15 protein-coding genes are annotated in these 15,439 nt (G+C 61.8%); 4 read left to right on the top strand and 11 right to left on the bottom strand.

The window, feature by feature from the left end; translation table 11 throughout:
- Positions 1–31 precede the first annotated feature (31 nt).
- On the bottom strand, positions 32–1,258 hold the full coding sequence (locus ABCW43_RS00965; RefSeq protein ID WP_345921724.1) for an aminotransferase-like domain-containing protein: 1,227 nt from the start codon (positions 1,256–1,258) through the stop codon (positions 32–34).
- A gap of 188 nt (positions 1,259–1,446) precedes the next feature.
- Here ABCW43_RS00965 and ABCW43_RS00970 point away from each other — a divergent pair, with 188 nt between their 5' ends.
- Positions 1,447–1,899 (top strand): RbsD/FucU family protein, encoded by a 453-nt coding sequence (locus tag ABCW43_RS00970; RefSeq protein ID WP_345923279.1) that lies wholly within the window; start codon positions 1,447–1,449, stop codon positions 1,897–1,899.
- Between the two features lie 118 nt (positions 1,900–2,017).
- Here the strand turns inward: ABCW43_RS00970 and ilvC are convergent, their stop codons facing one another.
- Both ilvC and ABCW43_RS00980 read right to left on the bottom strand, forming a co-directional pair.
- Positions 2,018–3,037: a ketol-acid reductoisomerase gene (gene ilvC, locus ABCW43_RS00975; RefSeq protein ID WP_345921725.1), complete on the bottom strand. Its 1,020-nt coding sequence runs from the start codon at positions 3,035–3,037 to the stop codon at positions 2,018–2,020.
- A gap of 39 nt (positions 3,038–3,076) precedes the next feature.
- Positions 3,077–3,715, bottom strand: a complete 639-nt coding sequence (locus ABCW43_RS00980; protein WP_345923281.1) for a TetR/AcrR family transcriptional regulator — start codon at positions 3,713–3,715, stop codon at positions 3,077–3,079.
- 185 nt (positions 3,716–3,900) lie between these two features.
- Here ABCW43_RS00980 and ABCW43_RS00985 point away from each other — a divergent pair, with 185 nt between their 5' ends.
- On the top strand, positions 3,901–4,263 hold the full coding sequence (locus ABCW43_RS00985) for a DUF4087 domain-containing protein (protein ID WP_345921726.1): 363 nt from the start codon (positions 3,901–3,903) through the stop codon (positions 4,261–4,263).
- A gap of 21 nt (positions 4,264–4,284) precedes the next feature.
- Here the strand turns inward: ABCW43_RS00985 and ABCW43_RS00990 are convergent, their stop codons facing one another.
- On the bottom strand, positions 4,285–5,187 hold the full coding sequence (locus tag ABCW43_RS00990; protein WP_345921727.1) for an AraC family transcriptional regulator: 903 nt from the start codon (positions 5,185–5,187) through the stop codon (positions 4,285–4,287).
- Between the two features lie 190 nt (positions 5,188–5,377).
- Between ABCW43_RS00990 and ABCW43_RS00995 the strand changes: the two genes are divergently transcribed.
- The gene (locus ABCW43_RS00995) at positions 5,378–6,424 is read left to right on the top strand and encodes an NAD(P)-dependent alcohol dehydrogenase (RefSeq protein ID WP_345921728.1); all 1,047 of its coding nucleotides are present in this window, start codon (positions 5,378–5,380) and stop codon (positions 6,422–6,424) included.
- A 141-nt stretch (positions 6,425–6,565) separates the two neighbouring features.
- Here ABCW43_RS00995 and ABCW43_RS01000 read toward each other — a convergent pair whose 3' ends face one another.
- The 5 genes from ABCW43_RS01000 to pcsA all read right to left on the bottom strand — a co-directional run bounded on the left by ABCW43_RS01000 (position 6,566) and on the right by pcsA (position 12,163).
- Positions 6,566–7,639 (bottom strand): BMP family ABC transporter substrate-binding protein, encoded by a 1,074-nt coding sequence (locus ABCW43_RS01000; protein WP_345921729.1) that lies wholly within the window; start codon positions 7,637–7,639, stop codon positions 6,566–6,568.
- A gap of 47 nt (positions 7,640–7,686) precedes the next feature.
- Complete coding sequence (locus tag ABCW43_RS01005) at positions 7,687–8,613, bottom strand: ABC transporter permease (RefSeq protein ID WP_345921730.1); 927 nt, start codon at positions 8,611–8,613, stop codon at positions 7,687–7,689.
- Positions 8,613–9,704, bottom strand: coding sequence for an ABC transporter permease (locus tag ABCW43_RS01010; RefSeq protein WP_345921731.1), 1,092 nt, complete (start codon positions 9,702–9,704; stop codon positions 8,613–8,615). Before ABCW43_RS01010 ends, ABCW43_RS01005 begins: the two co-directional genes overlap by 1 nt.
- Positions 9,694–11,268, bottom strand: a complete 1,575-nt coding sequence (locus ABCW43_RS01015; protein ID WP_345921732.1) for an ABC transporter ATP-binding protein — start codon at positions 11,266–11,268, stop codon at positions 9,694–9,696. Before ABCW43_RS01015 ends, ABCW43_RS01010 begins: the two co-directional genes overlap by 11 nt.
- A 166-nt stretch (positions 11,269–11,434) precedes the next feature.
- A complete protein-coding gene (gene pcsA / locus ABCW43_RS01020; RefSeq protein ID WP_345921733.1) occupies positions 11,435–12,163 on the bottom strand; it encodes a phosphatidylcholine synthase in 729 nt (242 codons plus the stop codon).
- 188 nt (positions 12,164–12,351) lie between these two features.
- On the opposite strand from pcsA, the gene ABCW43_RS01025 reads away from it, so the two are divergent.
- The gene (locus tag ABCW43_RS01025) at positions 12,352–13,554 is read left to right on the top strand and encodes a UbiH/UbiF family hydroxylase (protein WP_345921734.1); all 1,203 of its coding nucleotides are present in this window, start codon (positions 12,352–12,354) and stop codon (positions 13,552–13,554) included.
- Here the strand turns inward: ABCW43_RS01025 and ABCW43_RS01030 are convergent.
- Entirely contained in the window at positions 13,531–14,493 is a 963-nt protein-coding gene (locus ABCW43_RS01030) for an AEC family transporter (RefSeq protein WP_345921735.1), read from the bottom strand. The two genes, ABCW43_RS01025 and ABCW43_RS01030, sit on opposite strands and share 24 nt — an antisense overlap.
- A 47-nt stretch (positions 14,494–14,540) precedes the next feature.
- Positions 14,541–15,299: a cytochrome c biogenesis CcdA family protein gene (locus ABCW43_RS01035; protein WP_345921736.1), complete on the bottom strand. Its 759-nt coding sequence runs from the start codon at positions 15,297–15,299 to the stop codon at positions 14,541–14,543.
- Positions 15,300–15,439: the final 140 nt, after the last annotated feature.

The raw sequence follows: 15,439 nt of genomic DNA on the forward strand, positions 1-15,439 counted from the left end.
CAGGCTTTTTTACGCTCGAATGTCTTGATGATCAGGCCGCAGCGCGGATCGCGTTGGAGATCAGGCGGCCGAGCCGCTTGATACCCTCGTCGATCATCGCCTCGTCGGCGCAGGAGAAGCTCATGCGCAGCGTATTGGCATTGCTGCCGTCCGCATAGAACGCCTTGCCCGGAACGAAGGCGACCTTTTCGGTAGCAATCGATTTCGCCAGCAGTTCGGCGCCGTCCATGCCTTCCGGCAGTGTCACCCACACGAACATGCCGCCTTCCGGGCGGGTCCACGTCGTGTTCTTCGGCATGTATTTGTCGAGTGCCGAAAGCATCGCATCTCGGCGCTTGCTGTAGACGGCCCTGATCTTGGCGACCTGGGCGTCGAAACCGCGCGAGGCGACATGTTCGATGGCGATCTGGTTGATCGTCGAGGAATGCAGGTCGGCCGCCTGCTTCATCAGCACCAGCTTGCGGATGACCGGCATCGCCGCGACCACGAAGCCGACGCGCAGGCCCGGTGCCAGCGTCTTCGAGAAACTGCCGCTGTAGATCGTGCGGGTGTTTTCGATGCCGCCCCTGCGGGCAATATCGAGCGCCATGATCGGCGGAATGGCCTCGCCGTCATAGCGCAGATGCTGATAGGCGGCGTCCTCGAGGATCGCGATATCGAGTTCGTCGGCAAGTGCCAGCAGTTTTTCGCGGGCCGCCAAGTCGATCGTCTCGCCGGTCGGATTGGAGAAATCCGCAGACAGGTAGGCGAACTTGACGCTGCCGCCGGCCTTTGCCGCGGTGTCGCGATAGGCCTCCGGCGTGCGATTGCCGTTCAACGACAGCTGGTCGTAATTCGGCTCATAGGCATTAAAGGCCGACAGCGCGCCGAGATAGGTCGGCCAGGTAACCAGCGCCGTGTCGTTCGGCGACAGGAACAGCTTGCCGAGGTAATCGAGCGCCTGCTGCGAGCCCGACGTGATGAAAACGTTGTCGGGCGTGCAGTCGATGCCGATCTTGGCAACGTCCTTGGCGATCCACTCGCGCAGCGGCTTGTAACCTTCGCTGACGGAATATTGCAGTGCCGCGTTCACCTGCGGGCCGGAAAAAATGTCCGAATAGGCTTCCTTGAAGGCCACATCCGGAAACAGCGCCGGATCCGGAATGCCGCCTGCGAAAGAGATGATATCGGGCTGGTCGAGCAGCTTCAGCAGTTCGCGGATTTCAGAGGCGCGCATGCGGCTGGAGCGCGTCGCAAAGATCTGTTCCCAATCAAGCACGGGATGTTTCCTCTTATTTCAATTTTGTATGCGTCATCTTTACACAAAGATCGATAGGTCAGCAAGGCTGACCTATCGTGTTTTTTTCTGATTTTCCTTTGTTTAGCACCACCCGGACAGGCTTGCCAGAAGACCGAAGAAAAGACAGGTTCGGCACGAAGCGACGCAGTGCGCCCGAGGAGGAAAATATGCTCAAGAACATCGATCCGATATTAAATGCCGACGTGCTTCATGCCCTGCGCTCCATGGGCCACGGCGATACCCTGGCGCTCGTCGACACCAATTTTCCAGCCGATGCGGTGGCCCGGCAGACGATGCTCGGCAAACTGCTGAGGACGGACAACATCTCCGCGGCACGGGCGATGCGCGCAATCCTATCGGTACTGCCCCTCGACACGCCTCTTCAGCCTTCCGTCGGCCGGATGGAAGTCATGGGGAAGCCTGAGGAAATTCCCCTCATTCAACAGGAAGTTCAGGCTGAGATCGACGCCGTCGAAGGAAAATCGGCGCCAATGTACGGCATCGAGCGTTTTGCCTTCTACGAAGAGGCAAAGAAGGCCTATTGCGTCATCGCAACCGGGGAAACTCGCTTCTACGGCTGCTTCCTCCTCACCAAGGGCGTGATCCCCCCGGAAACTTGATATCGATGTTCGATGGATAAAAGTCGGCCACACCAATTAAGTCCGACAAACACAGCATATCTAAAAAAAGGCTCGGGAATCCGCCCGAGCCTTTTTCATTTCGCCGAATATTTGGGGCTTAGTTGACGCTCTTGTCGACCAGCTTGTTCTTGCCGATCCAGGGCATCATGCCGCGCAGCTTGGCGCCGACTTCCTCGATCTGGTGGCTGTCGTTCATGCGGCGGATGCCCTTGAAGCGCGAGCCGCCGGCGCGGTATTCCTGCATCCAGTCCGAGGTGAACTTGCCGGTCTGGATGTCCTTGAGGACACGCTTCATCTCGGCCTTGGTTTCTTCAGTGATGATACGCGGACCGGTGACGTATTCGCCCCACTCGGCCGTGTTGGAGATCGAGTAGTTCATGTTGGCGATGCCGCCTTCGTAGATCAGGTCGACGATCAGCTTCACTTCGTGCAGGCATTCGAAATAGGCCATTTCCGGTGCGTAACCGGCTTCGGTCAGGGTTTCGAAACCGGCGCGGATCAGCTCGACGAGACCGCCGCAAAGAACGACCTGTTCGCCGAAGAGATCGGTTTCGCACTCTTCGCGGAAGTTGGTTTCGATGATGCCTGAACGGCCGCCGCCGACGCCGCAGGCGTAGGAGAGCGCGAGTTCAAGCGCGTTGCCGGAAGCGTTCTGGTGAACGGCAACCAGGCAGGGAACGCCGCCGCCCTTCTGGTATTCGCCGCGAACCGTATGGCCCGGGCCCTTCGGCGCGATCATCACGACGTCGACGGAAGCTTTCGGCTCGATGAGGCCGAAATGGATGTTGAGACCGTGCGCGAAGGCGATCGCTGCGCCGTCGCGGATGTTGCCGGCAATCTCGGCCTTGTAGATGTCGGCCTGAAGCTCGTCCGGGGTCGCCATCATCATCAGGTCGGCCCACTTGGCGGCTTCGGCGACGGTCATCACCTTGAAGCCGTCGGCTTCGGCCTTCTTGATGGTCCCGGAACCGGCCTTGAGTGCGATCACGACGTTCTTGGCGCCCGAGTCCTTGAGGTTCAGCGCATGCGCACGACCCTGGCTACCGTAGCCGATGATGGCGACGTTCTTCGCCTTGATGAGATTGATATCGGCATCCCGATCATAATAAACGCGCATCGTTTTTCCCTTCCCTATGCTGAGGTTTGTTGATGTCTGTCATCGTCCAGCGGAGACGCCACGCGCGTCCGCCGATTGTTTTTGCGTGCCGTGCAGCGCGAGAAAGGCAACTACCGCCCTCTCCGCCTGGCGCGCATTGTCCTTGAGGCCGGGCTCGCCGAGCAGCATGCGGACATGCAGGTCGGACACGATCAGGCCGTAAAGCGTGTGATAGGCGGCGTCCGCATTGTCGAAGCGCAGCAGCCCTGCCCTTTTTCCCTGGTCGATCAGCGCCATGGCACGGCGGTCGATCTGGCGGCGGCCGTGTTCGAGCAGAAGCTTGCCGAGCTTCGATCCTTCCCGGGTCGCCTGGCCGATCGCCAGCCGGTTCAGCGCCAGTGAAACGTCGCCGGCCAGAACTTGCAGCAGATCGCGGGCAAAAAGTTCGAGGTGGTCACGCAGGAGATCGGCGGTCAGCCGTTCGCCGGAGCGCTCGAACGTGCGCACCTTGCTCGCCTGATGGGCAATCATCGCCGCCAGCAGGCCTTCGCGATCGCCAAACCACTTGTAGAGGCTTTCCTTGGAGCAATTGGCGGCCCGGGCAAGACCGGAGGTGGTCAGTGCCTTCTCGCCGCCTTCCACGAGCAGCCGAAGCGCCTGTTCCAGAACGGCGTTCTGGCGCGGCGAAAATTCGGGCATGTCGGTGGTATCGGCTCTCACGTTCTCAAATCCTTTTGCGTACCGTACGGTACGGTTCTGCCCGTATAAAGCATCCGCCGCTGCCGTCAAGCCTGTTTTTCGACGGTCGGTCATCAAGGATGAAGGATTTTAGGCTAGATCTTCTCAGACGCGATGCAATCGCCCGAACGATCAGGGGAGGATTCATGAACCGGGTACACTGCGCCTTTGCAGCCTTCGCTCTTCTCGCCCTTCCGGCTATGGCCCAAGCCGCCGAAAACCGCTGCGGCTGGATCCAGAACCCGACACCGGGCAACTGGTGGCTGGACGATGCGGAGGATACCTGGACGATCCGCACTCAGGGAAGCGAGGATGAACCGGAAGGCATGGACCTCATTCCGGATATTTCCGAACGCGACTACGTCAAGACGAACGGCAGCTATGGTTACGCCTGCGCCTGCATGAAGGTCGATACGGACGACAACGGGCAGATCACCAGAATCTATTCGTTCAAGCAGCTCAAGCTTGCCCAGTGCCGCAACGACAAGGCCCTGAAGTTCCCAGGCTGATCGCAGGCCTCTCGGATCTCTTCATTCCGCAGCAGCAAGGATCGCATCCACGTCACGCAGCGGTGACACGCCGTAGAGCCGGCTGTATTCGCGGCTGAACTGCGACGGGCTCTGATAGCCGACCCGGTGGCCGGCGCTGCCGACATCCAGCCCCTCCAGCAGCATCAGCCGTCGCGCCTCGTGCAGGCGCAGCTTCTTCTGGAACTGCACCGGCGTCATCGCCGTCACCGACTTGAAATGATGGTGCAGCGAAGACGGGCTCATGCCCACATGGTCCGCCAGGTCCTCGATCCGCAGCGTCCGGTGGAAATTCGCGCGCAGCCAGGCGACGGCGCGAGCGATGCGATTGCTGCGGCTTTCGGATGTCGCGATATGCAGAAGGCGCGCGCCGTCCGGGCCGGAAAGGACCCGATAGAGGATTTCCTCCTCGATGAGCGGCGCCATCGCCGCAATATCCGCCGGCCGGTCGAGGAGGCGAAGCAGACGCGTCGCCGCGTCGAGCAGTTCGGGCGGTGCGACATTGGAGACGATGCCGCGCATCGCGCCGGTGTCGGAACCCGGCCGCGGAACCTCGACCCGCTCCAGGAGCGCCGAAAGCCTTTCCGGATCGATGGCGAGGGCGAAACACAGATGCGGCATGTCCGGGCTTGCGACCGTGACGCGCGATGTCACCGGCAATTCGATAGAGGTGATAAGACAATCGCCGACGCCATATGCGATCGTCTCGTCCCCAAGCCTGACGCTCTTGGTGCCTTGCAGAACCAGGCAGATGCAGGGCCGGTAATCCATATAGAGCGGTGCGGTCGGGACCGACCGCCGCCCGAGCACGAGGTTTCCGATGGGCGTAAACACCTCCCCGTCCTTCTGAACGTGCCGTGCGGCAATCGAGGCGGCCTCGTAGTAGGGATTGAAGGGCAGTGTCATGGTGCCTCCGGGATCGGCGAGTGATTACTTTTCCTAAGCCGAATTCAGCCTCCGAGCCAACAGGCCGGCCATCACTTTTGCAGGATCGTGCAAAAACCTAGCAGGATCGCTCTAACGCTGTTGCGCGGCCGGGAGGCATAGTCCGCCCGTCCAATTTCCCTCCCAACCCAACAGATGAATGGAGCTTACCATGGCTATTGCAAGAGGCTATGCCGCTACCGACGCGTCGAAACCGTTGACGCCCTTCACCTTCGAGCGCCGCGAACCGAACGACGACGATGTCGTCATCTCGGTGCAGTATTGCGGCGTCTGCCATTCGGACATCCACCAGGCCCGCAACGAATGGGGCAATTCGCGCTTTCCGATGGTGCCGGGCCATGAAGTGGCCGGCGTCGTTTCGGCCGTCGGTTCCAAGGTCACCAAGTTCAAGGTCGGCGACCGCGTCGGCGTCGGCTGCTTTGTCAATTCCTGCGTCGGCTGCGCTACCCGCGATCTCGATTATGAACACTTCCTGCCAGGCCTGGTCCAAACCTACAACGACGTCGAGGCCGATGGCACGACGCCGACCTATGGCGGGTATTCGGATCAGATCGTCGTCAAGGAAGGTTATGTCCTCTCCTTCCCGGACAATATTCCGCTCGACGCCGGCGCCCCGCTGCTTTGCGCCGGCATCACGCTCTACTCGCCGCTGCGCCACTGGAAGGCCGGACCCGGCATGAAGGTCGCGATCGTCGGCATGGGCGGCCTCGGCCATATGGGCGTCAAGCTCGGTGCGGCCATGGGCGCAGATATCACCGTGCTCAGCCAGACGCTGTCGAAGAAGGAAGATGGCCTGAAGCTCGGCGCCAAGGATTATTACGCCACCAGCGATGCCGAGACCTTCACCAAGCTCGCCGGCACGTTCGACCTGATCATCTGCACGGTCGGTACGACGATCGACTGGAACGCCTATCTCGGCCTTCTGAAATTCGACGGCTCGATGGTGCTGGTCGGGGTTCCGGAACATGCGGTCCCGGTCCATGCCTTCTCGGTCATCGGCGGCCGCAAGAGCCTTTCGGGCTCGATGATCGGCTCGATCAAGGAAACCCAGGAAATGCTGGATTTCTGCGGCGAACACAACATCGTTTCGGAAATCGAGACGATCAACATCCAGGATATCAACGAAGCCTACGAGCGCGTCATCAAGAGTGACGTGCGCTACCGCTTCGTCATCGACATCGCCTCGCTGGCAGCCTGAAATAAAAAACGTCGAAACAGAAAGGGCGGTCCGCGGACCGCCCTTTCTTGCTATGCCGACCATTGCCGGCGCTGAGATGCCGGCGCTCGGCGTTCGAGGCGATTCCTTGATCGCTTCCTCGGCTGCGCCGGCCGCTTCGCTTCACTTCGGCAGCTTGTCGTCCACGCCCTCGATGTAGAAATTCATGCCGAGCAGGACACCGTCCTGAGCCTTTTCGCCGGCGGCCAGCCACGCCGTGCCGTCCTGCTTGTTGATCGGGCCGGTGAACGGATGCAGTTCGCCCGATTTGATCTTGGCTTCGGTCTCTTCCGCCATGGCCTTCACGTCGTCCGGCATGTTGGTATAGGGCGCCATGGTCAGGATGCCATCCTTCAGGCCGTCCCAAATCTGCTCGGACTTCCAGGTACCGTCGAGCAGCGCCTTGGCGCGTTTGATGTAGTAGGCGCCCCAGGTATCGACGATCGCGGTCAGCTGCGTCTTCGGACCCGCAGCGATCATGTCGGAAGCCTGGCCGAAGGCGAGGATGCCGCGCTCGGCGGCGACCTGCATCGGAGCGGTGGTATCGGTGTGCTGGGTCAGGATATCGACGCCCTGGTCGATCAGCGCCTTGGCGGCATCGGCTTCCTTGCCGGGGTCGAACCAGGTATTGGCCCAGACGACCTTCAGCTTGAAGTTCGGGTTGATCGACTTGGCGCCGAGTTCGAAAGCGTTGATGCCCATCACCACTTCCGGGATCGGGAAGGAGGCGATGTAGCCGGCGACGCCCTTCTTCGACATTTTCGCGGCGATCTGGCCCTGGATATAGCGGCCTTCGTAAAAGCGCGAATTGTAGGTCGCAAGGTTCGGCCCAGCCTTGAAGCCGGTCGCATGCTCGAACTTCACATCTGGGAATTTCGCAGCGACCTTGACCGTGGCATCCATGAAGCCGAAGGACGTGGTGAAGACCAGCGAGCAGCCGGAACGGGCCATGCGCTCGATGGCGCGTTCTGCATCCGGGCCTTCCGGCACGTTTTCGAGGAAGGGCGTTTCGACCTTGGCGCCAAGTGCCTTGTCGAGCTGCTGGCGACCGAGGTCATGCGCCTGGGTCCAGCCACCATCCGTCTTCGAACCGACGTAGATGAAACAGACCTTCTTCTTCTCCTGGGCCTCGGCGCCGGTCGAAAAACCGCCCATCAGGGCGGCCGATGCGGCAAGGGCGATAATCAGCTTCTTCATTTCCTAACCTCTATTGGCTTGAAGACGTTTTGTTTTTGGTTCCGCGGTCACCGGTCCGGGACAAAGGGTTTCCCGAGCGCGGCCGGCGTATTGATGAGCGTCGTGCGACGATTATGCGAAATGATGATCAGCACCACAATAGTCGCCGCATAAGGAAGTGCGGACAGGAACTGCGACGGGATGACGATGCCGAGGTTCTGCGCCACGATCTGCGCGTGCAGCTGGCCGATCCCGACGGCGCCGAACAGGTACCCGCCGGCCAGGACCCGCCATGGCCGCCAGGAGGCGAAGACGACGAGCGCCAGCGCGATCCAGCCACGGCCGGCCGACATGTTCTCCACCCATTGCGGCGTGTAGACGAGCGAAAGCTGAGCGCCGGCAAGTCCGGCACAGGCGCCGCCGAACATGACCGCCAGGTAACGGGTGCGGATGACGTTGATGCCGAGCGCATGGGCGGAGGCATGGCTGTCGCCGATCGCCCGCAGCTTCAGTCCGGTCCGGCTCCTGAACAGGAACCAGCTGATGCCGACGACAAGCGCGATCGATACGTAGAAGATCAGGTCCTGGCGAAAGAGGACGCGACCGAAAAACGGGATGTCCGAAAGGAACGGAAAGACGATCGGCTGCAGCTTGATGCCCGGCTGTCCGACGAAGGCCTCGCCGATCTGGCCGGAAAGCCCGAGACCGAGGATGGTGAGCGCAAGGCCGGTCGCGACCTGGTTGGCCACCAGCGTCAGCGTCAGGAAACCGAAGAGTAGCGAAAAGACCCCGCCCCCCAAAATGCCGGCGAGGATGCCGATATAAGGGGAGCCTGTCAGCTGCGCTGCCACGAAGGCGCAGGCAGCGCCCATGATCATCATGCCCTCGACGCCGAGGTTCAGGACGCCGGAGCGCTCGGTCACCAGTTCGCCGAGCGCGGCGACGACCAGCGGGGTCGATGCGGTGATGACGGTGAGAAGGATGGCCTCGAACATCAGCCCCTTACCTCCGCTGTTTTCGTGCCCGCAAAGATCAGCCGGATCCTGTAGTGGATCAGCGTATCGCAGGAGAGCACGAAGAAGAGCAGCAGCCCCTGGAAGACGCGGCTGACCTTGTCCGAAATGCCGATCGACAGCTGCGCCGCCTCGCCGCCGAGATAGGTCAGCGCCAGCACAAGGCCGGAGGCGATGATTCCGAGCGGATTGAGGCGCCCGAGGAAGGCAACGATGATCGCGGTGAAGCCATAACCGGGCGAGATGACCGGCTGGACGTGGCCGATCGAGCCGGAAACTTCGGAAATGCCGGCAAGCCCGGCAAGTGCGCCCGAGAGCAGCATCGAGAACCAGACCATGCGGCGGGCGGAGAAGCCCGCGAAACGCCCTGCCCGTTCCGATTGGCCGAGTACCGAGACCTCGAAGCCCTTCAGCATGAAGCGCATCATGAACCAGAGCGCCACGGCAGCTACGATCGCGAAGATGAACGCCCAGTGGGCGCGGCCGGACGAGGACAGAATTTCCGGCACGACGGCTTCGATCTGAAACGTCTTGGTGATCGGGAAATTATTGCCCTGCGGATCGCGCCAGGGACCGCGCACCAACCAGTCGAGATAGAGTTGGGCAATATAGACCAGCATCAGGCTGGTCAGAATCTCGTTGGTGTTGAAACGGGTCTTCAGGAGCGCCGGGATGCCGGCGTAAAGCGCGCCGCCCACCATGCCAAGGATCAGCATCAGCGGCAGGATGAGCGGCGAGTGCCAGGTGGGATACATCACCGGCAGGATCGAGCCGGTGATCGCGCCGATGGTGAACTGGCCTTCGGCACCGATATTCCAGTTGTTGGACCGGTAGCAGACCGACAGGCCGACCGCGATCAGAATAAGGGGTGCCGCCTTGATCGCCAGCTCGTGCAGCGACCAGACTTCCAGCAGCGGCTCGACGAAGAAACTGTAGAGAGCGCTCACCGGGTTCTTCCCGAGCAGCCAGAACATGATGGCGCCGAAGACGAGTGTCAGCGCCAGCGCCAGCAGCGGCGACAGGACCGAAAAAAGCGTCGAGACGCGGGCGCGCTTCTGGAGCTCAATGCGCATGCGCCGCCTCCGCAACAGAGTGGCTTTCATGGACGCCGCCCATCAGCAGACCGATGCGTTCCAGCGTCAGCGTGCCGGCCGGATAGGCCTCGGAGAGACGGCCTTCCGAGATCACGGCGATATTCGTCGCCACCTCGAAAATCTCGTCGAGATCCTGGCTGATCACCACAACCGCCGAGCCGGACCTTGCAAGATCGATCAGCGCCTGGCGAATGCGGCTTGCGGCACCGGCATCGACGCCCCAGGTCGGCTGGTTGACGATGAGCACGGAGGGCTGCCGGTCCAGCTCGCGCCCGACGATGAACTTCTGGAGATTGCCGCCCGAGAGCGAGCCTGCCTGCGGATTCTCGCCGCTCTTGCGGACATCCATCGCCTCGCAGATGCGGCGGGTGGCGGAGCGGATCGCATCGAAGCGGATGACGGAAAAGGCGCCGCCGGACAGGAAGGCCTTCTTGTCCGACTGGCTGCGGGCGAGCAGGAGATTGTCCGAAAGCGCCATGGCGGAAACGGCGGCATGTCCATGGCGCTCTTCCGGCACGAACCCGGCGCCAAGCAGGCGGCGGCCGTTGATGCCGGTGCGGCCGACCGCCTTGCCGCGGATGCGGATCGCCTCGTCTTCGGCGACCGGATATTCTCCCGAGAGCGCATCGAAGAGTTCGCCCTGGCCATTGCCCGCAACGCCGGCGATCGCCAGCACCTCTCCGGCGCGGACCTTCATGGTGATGTTCTTGAGCGATACGGCAAAGGGCGTGCGCGCCGGAACCGAAAGATTGCTGACCTCGACGCAGATATCGCCGAGTGCTGCCGCATTGTCCCGATGGACTTCGGCGACGTCGGAGCCGACCATCATGCGGGCGAGCGAGGCTGGGGTTTCCTGTTTGGGGTCGCAGGCGCCGGTGACCCTGCCATGGCGCAAGACCGTGGCACGATCGCAGATGCGGCGCACTTCCTCCAGCCTGTGGCTGATATAGAGAACCGACCGCCCCTCGGCCTTCAGCTTGAACAGCGTCTCGAACAGCCGGTCGGCTTCCTGGGGTGTCAAGACAGACGTCGGCTCGTCGAGGATGATCAGCTTGGGATTCTGAAGCAGCGCCCGGACGATCTCGATGCGCTGGCGTTCGCCGACGGAGAGGTCCGCCACATGCGCCTGGGGATCAAGCGGCAGGCCATATGCCTTGGAAAGCGACGCCGCTTCGTCCGAGATCCTGGCAAGGGAAATCTTCGGGTCGAGCGACAGCGCAATGTTCTCCGCGACCGTCAGCGCCTCGAACAGCGAGAAATGCTGGAAGACCATGCCGATGCCGAGCCGGCGGGCCTCGCCCGGCGAGGCGATCGTCACCGGTGCGCCTTGCCAGAGGATCTGGCCGGCGCTCGGTTGCAGCACGCCGAAGAGCATTTTCACGAGCGTCGATTTGCCGGCGCCGTTTTCACCGAGCAATGCGTGAATTTCACCGGGAGCGATATCCAAATCGATCGCGTTGCAAGCCGCGAAGCTGCCGAAAAGCTTGGTCAAACCTCGAACCGACAGAAGCGGAACGGTCGCCGGACCCTCGGATAACGTCACTGAACCCCCTCGTTCACCGCGGGCCTACCTTCTTCGAGGTTTTTCAGGGCGACGCAGCGTATTGACTTTGACGACATCCGGCGATCACTCCGGACATTCGACTGATATTGATACCGTTTTTGTTGCTTCGCACAACATTAAAAAAGGGGGTTTGCGGAACGCCCAACTATTTTCCAAGACTGGGGAAAAGCTGCAGAACACCGCCGATGCAATAGAGATAGATGCCGCTCAATACGACACCGTAGACGATCCAGTCGGGTGTCTCGAAATGCAGGAGCAGCGAGTAGCCGCCGAGTGCGCACCAGATGAGGCAGACGGCCAGATTGAGCGGACGGAGCCGCTTGACGCGGACGGGATGCAGGAAGTTGATCGGCAGGAAGGTCAAGACGACCGAGACAGAGACAACGACCAGGGCCGCCGTGGCGCTCGCATCGATGACGAATAACGTGAACACGACCATGTTCCAGACCACCGGAAAGCCGGAGAAAAAGTACTCGTCCGTCTTCATGCCCGTGTCGGCATAATAAACCGCGCTCGAAACGACGATCGCGCCCGCTGCCACGAAGGACCAGGGCTCGCCGATCATACCGCTCTGGTAAAGCGCAAACGCCGGCAACAGCACGTAGGTCACGTAATCGATGATGTTGTCGAGCGTATCGCCGGACCAGTTGGGCAGGACTTCCTTGACCCGCACCTTGCGGGCGATCGGTCCGTCGATGCCATCGACGAGGAGGGCCAGCCCCAGCCACCAGAACATGTCGACAAAGCGATGCTCGGCTGCCGCGACGACCCCGAGAAAAGCAAGGAACGAACCGGATGCCGTCAGGAGGTGAACCGAGAAGGCGCGAATTTCGGCATACGGAACTTTTCTGTAATTGAAGATTCGTCTAATCACGCGTCAGTCCCGCCTTTCCCTCATCCGGCGAGGTATGCGGCCAATCACCGCGCATTGCAACCGGCTTGGCCCCGCCACAAGACATGGAGCGTTGCTTTTTCCATGCTGCGCAGCCGTGCCCCATGGATATGCCCGCCGCGAAGCTCTAGATAATCGAGAGTACATTTTGAAAGAGCAGGACGACGGACATGCAGCATTTCGAGATCGCCGTGGTGGGCGGGGGACTGGCCGGATCGGTTGCCGCACTGGCGCTCGCGCGTGCCGGCCGCAAGGTGGCGATGATCGCGCCCTCCTCCGCGAAAACCGACGAGCGTACGACCGCACTGATGGACCACTCCATTCGCTTTCTTGAACGACTTGGCGTCTGGGAGGAGATAGCGCCTTCCGCCGCGCCGCTTTCGGTCATGCAGATCGTCGACGGCACCAAGCGGCTCTTGCGCGCGCCGACGGCACAGTTCCGGGCGCAGGATGTCGGCCTCTACGCCTTCGGCTACAACATACCGAACCGGGCGCTGTCGGAAACGCTGGATGCGGCGGTGGCAGCAGAACGCAATATTACCAACGTCGCCCAAACCGTCGAGACCTTCGATTTCTCGGCCGAGAGAGTGATGCTCACACTGTCGGACGGCACGATTGCCAGCGCCGATTTCGTCGTGGGTGCGGACGGGCGTCAGTCGAAAGCGCGGGAAACGGCCGGCATCGGCGTGCGCCGCTGGTCCTATCCCCAGTCAGCGGTGGTATTGAACTTCACCCATACCCTGCCGCACGGCAATGTCTCGACCGAAGTCCATACGGAAAGCGGACCGTTCACCCAGGTTCCCCTGCCCGGCCTGCGCTCCAGCCTCGTCTGGGTGGTGAAGCCGGATGAAGCCCGCCGTCTCGTCGAGCTTCCAACCGAGGACTTGTCGCGGCTGGTCGAAGACCGCATGCAATCGATGCTCGGCAAGGTGAAGGTCGAGGGCAAGGCACAGGCATGGCCACTCTCCAGCCTGATGGCGGAGCGGTTCGGCAAGGGTCGGCTGGCGCTGATCGGCGAGGCCGCGCATGCCTTTCCGCCGATCGGAGCACAGGGCCTCAACCTGTCGCTGCGCGACATCATCGCGCTTTCGGACCTGCTCGCCGCAGCCGGCGACCGGCCGATCCCGGCCGATGCCGGCGACCGCTTCAACCGGCGCCGCGGCCCAGACATCGTCAGCCGCACGGTCGGCGTCGATCTCCTCAACCGTTCGCTGCTGTCGGATTTCCTGCCCGTCCAGATGCTGCGCGCGGCGGGCCTGCACATCCTCACCAACGCGCCGCCGCTGCGAAACCTGCTGATGCGGGAAGGCATCGAGCCCGGCCGGGGGCTGCGCGCCGTCGTCGACGCCTTACGGAAAGAGATCCGGCGGTAAGGTACCGGAATTGATGAGGTAAAGCAGCACCGGCAGTGTTGCCACCGATGCGGCCGTAATAATCAGGATGCTCGCCGACGCCCTCTCCTGCCAGACGCCGTATTGCTGGCTGATGACAAAAACGTTGGTCGCCGTCGGCAGCGCCGAAAGCAAAGTCGCAGAATAGATCCACACGGGATCGAAATTGCCGATCAGCGACAGGACCGCATAGGTCGTCATCGGCAGCACGATCAGCTTGGAGACCGCGATATAGCTGATCTCCACCGGCACGCGCTTGATCGGCCGGAGCGCCAGCGTCACCCCCATGGCAAACAGCGCGCAAGGAGCCGCCGCCTGGGCGAGATAGTCGATGAGCCGCTGGAAGGCAGCGGGCGGCTGCACGGCAAATGCCGCGAAGCAGAATCCGAGCGCCGTCGAGATGATGAACGGGTGCAGTACGACTTTGCGGACGATATCGGCGACCACATGGCTGGCCGGACGTCTGTCGCCGCCGGCCACCGCCATCATCGCAGGCGCGACGATGAAATGCGCGGCGTTCTCGAAACAGACGATCAGCGCGACCGGCACCGCTGCCGCCTCACCGAAAGCCAGCAGCGCCAGGCCCGGCCCCATATAGCCGATATTGCCGTAAGCGCCGGCAAACGACTGGATGGTGCAATCTGCAAACGAATTGCGACGCAAGAAGAAGCCGATCAGGAAGAGAACGAAGAAGACCAGGTAGGTCGCCCCGATCTCGCCGAAGATGAAGTCGGCCCGGGTCAACTGCTCGACCGGAGTGCGGGAAACGAGCTTGAAGAAGAGCGCCGGCAGGGCCGCGTAGATGATGAAGGTATTCATCCAGCCGAGCGCTTCAGCCGGCTGCCTCGTCACCTTCGCGGCGAGATAACCGATGAAGATCAGGCCGAAGAAGGGCAGCAGCAATGCAATGATATCGGCCATCGGTTCCCTGCCCGAATGACCGGGCCGTATTGGAAGACGCTTTTCCGTTAGCCGATTTGCATCAGGATTGGAAAGGTCTGCTGGAACCAGATTGCGGCCGAAGTGACGAAACCGAAGATGAAAGCGAGCCCGGTCAGGATCAGGAAGACCCCCATGACCTTCTCGACCATGCCGAGATGGCGGCGGAAGCGGGTGAGGAACCGCATGAAGGCACCGGAGAAGCCGGCGGCGATCCAGAACGGCACGGCCAGGCCCAATGAATAGATGGCGAGCAGCGCCGCCCCCTCGCCGACCGTATCGCGGGATGCGGCAACGCCGAGGATGGCGCCGAGCACCGGGCCGATGCAGGGTGTCCAGCCGAAAGCGAAGGCAAGTCCCATGACATAGGCGCCGGAGAGCGTCGCCGGCTGGCCGCCGCCCTGGAAGCGCGCCTCGCGGGCGAGAAGGCCTATCCTGAAAACACCCAGAAAATTCAGGCCCATGACGATGATGATCAGGCCGCCGAGCTTCGACAGGAGATCGAGATGCTGACGCAGCAAAACGCCGATCGTCGAGGCGCCGGCCCCGAGCGCCACGAAAACTGTGGCGAACCCTAGCGTGAAGAACAGCGCCGACTTGAGTACCGCCCGCCGTGTTCCGCCTCGCGAATCGATCACCGCGACACCTCCGCCACCGCGGAACTGCTCGACCGAAATGCCGGCCATATAACAGAGATAGGGCGGCACGAGCGGCAGCACGCAGGGAGAGAGAAACGACAATGCGCCGGCAAGAAGCGCACTCAGCAGGGATATTTCGGCAATCGACACGTGTGGCTCCGAATGGCGGGCTTTCGGGAGCCCGCGTCCTTGCGCTTGAAGTAATGGCCGAACGCGGCGAAAGCCAATCACCTTTTCGCACCGCGGCGGAAAAGCGTCAGATAGCCGCATTTTTGCTGTTTTTGCGGGTT

Origin of the sequence: Neorhizobium tunisiense (assembly GCF_039631515.1) — a bacterium.
Classification (GTDB): Bacteria; Pseudomonadota; Alphaproteobacteria; order Rhizobiales; family Rhizobiaceae; genus Neorhizobium.

Coding starts and splice junctions, on each gene's coding strand:
- ABCW43_RS00995 (WP_345921728.1), top strand. CDS start 5,378: ATGGCTATTGCAAGAGGCTATGCCGCTACCGACGCGTCGAAACCGTTG.
- ABCW43_RS00970 (WP_345923279.1), top strand. CDS start 1,447: ATGCTCAAGAACATCGATCCGATATTAAATGCCGACGTGCTTCATGCC.
- ABCW43_RS01000 (WP_345921729.1), bottom strand. CDS start 7,639: ATGAAGAAGCTGATTATCGCCCTTGCCGCATCGGCCGCCCTGATGGGC.
- ABCW43_RS00980 (WP_345923281.1), bottom strand. CDS start 3,715: ATGCCCGAATTTTCGCCGCGCCAGAACGCCGTTCTGGAACAGGCGCTT.
- ABCW43_RS01010 (WP_345921731.1), bottom strand. CDS start 9,704: ATGCGCATTGAGCTCCAGAAGCGCGCCCGCGTCTCGACGCTTTTTTCG.
- ABCW43_RS00990 (WP_345921727.1), bottom strand. CDS start 5,187: ATGACACTGCCCTTCAATCCCTACTACGAGGCCGCCTCGATTGCCGCA.
- ABCW43_RS00985 (WP_345921726.1), top strand. CDS start 3,901: ATGAACCGGGTACACTGCGCCTTTGCAGCCTTCGCTCTTCTCGCCCTT.
- ABCW43_RS01030 (WP_345921735.1), bottom strand. CDS start 14,493: ATGGCCGATATCATTGCATTGCTGCTGCCCTTCTTCGGCCTGATCTTC.
- ABCW43_RS01025 (WP_345921734.1), top strand. CDS start 12,352: ATGCAGCATTTCGAGATCGCCGTGGTGGGCGGGGGACTGGCCGGATCG.
- ilvC (WP_345921725.1), bottom strand. CDS start 3,037: ATGCGCGTTTATTATGATCGGGATGCCGATATCAATCTCATCAAGGCG.
- ABCW43_RS01005 (WP_345921730.1), bottom strand. CDS start 8,613: ATGTTCGAGGCCATCCTTCTCACCGTCATCACCGCATCGACCCCGCTG.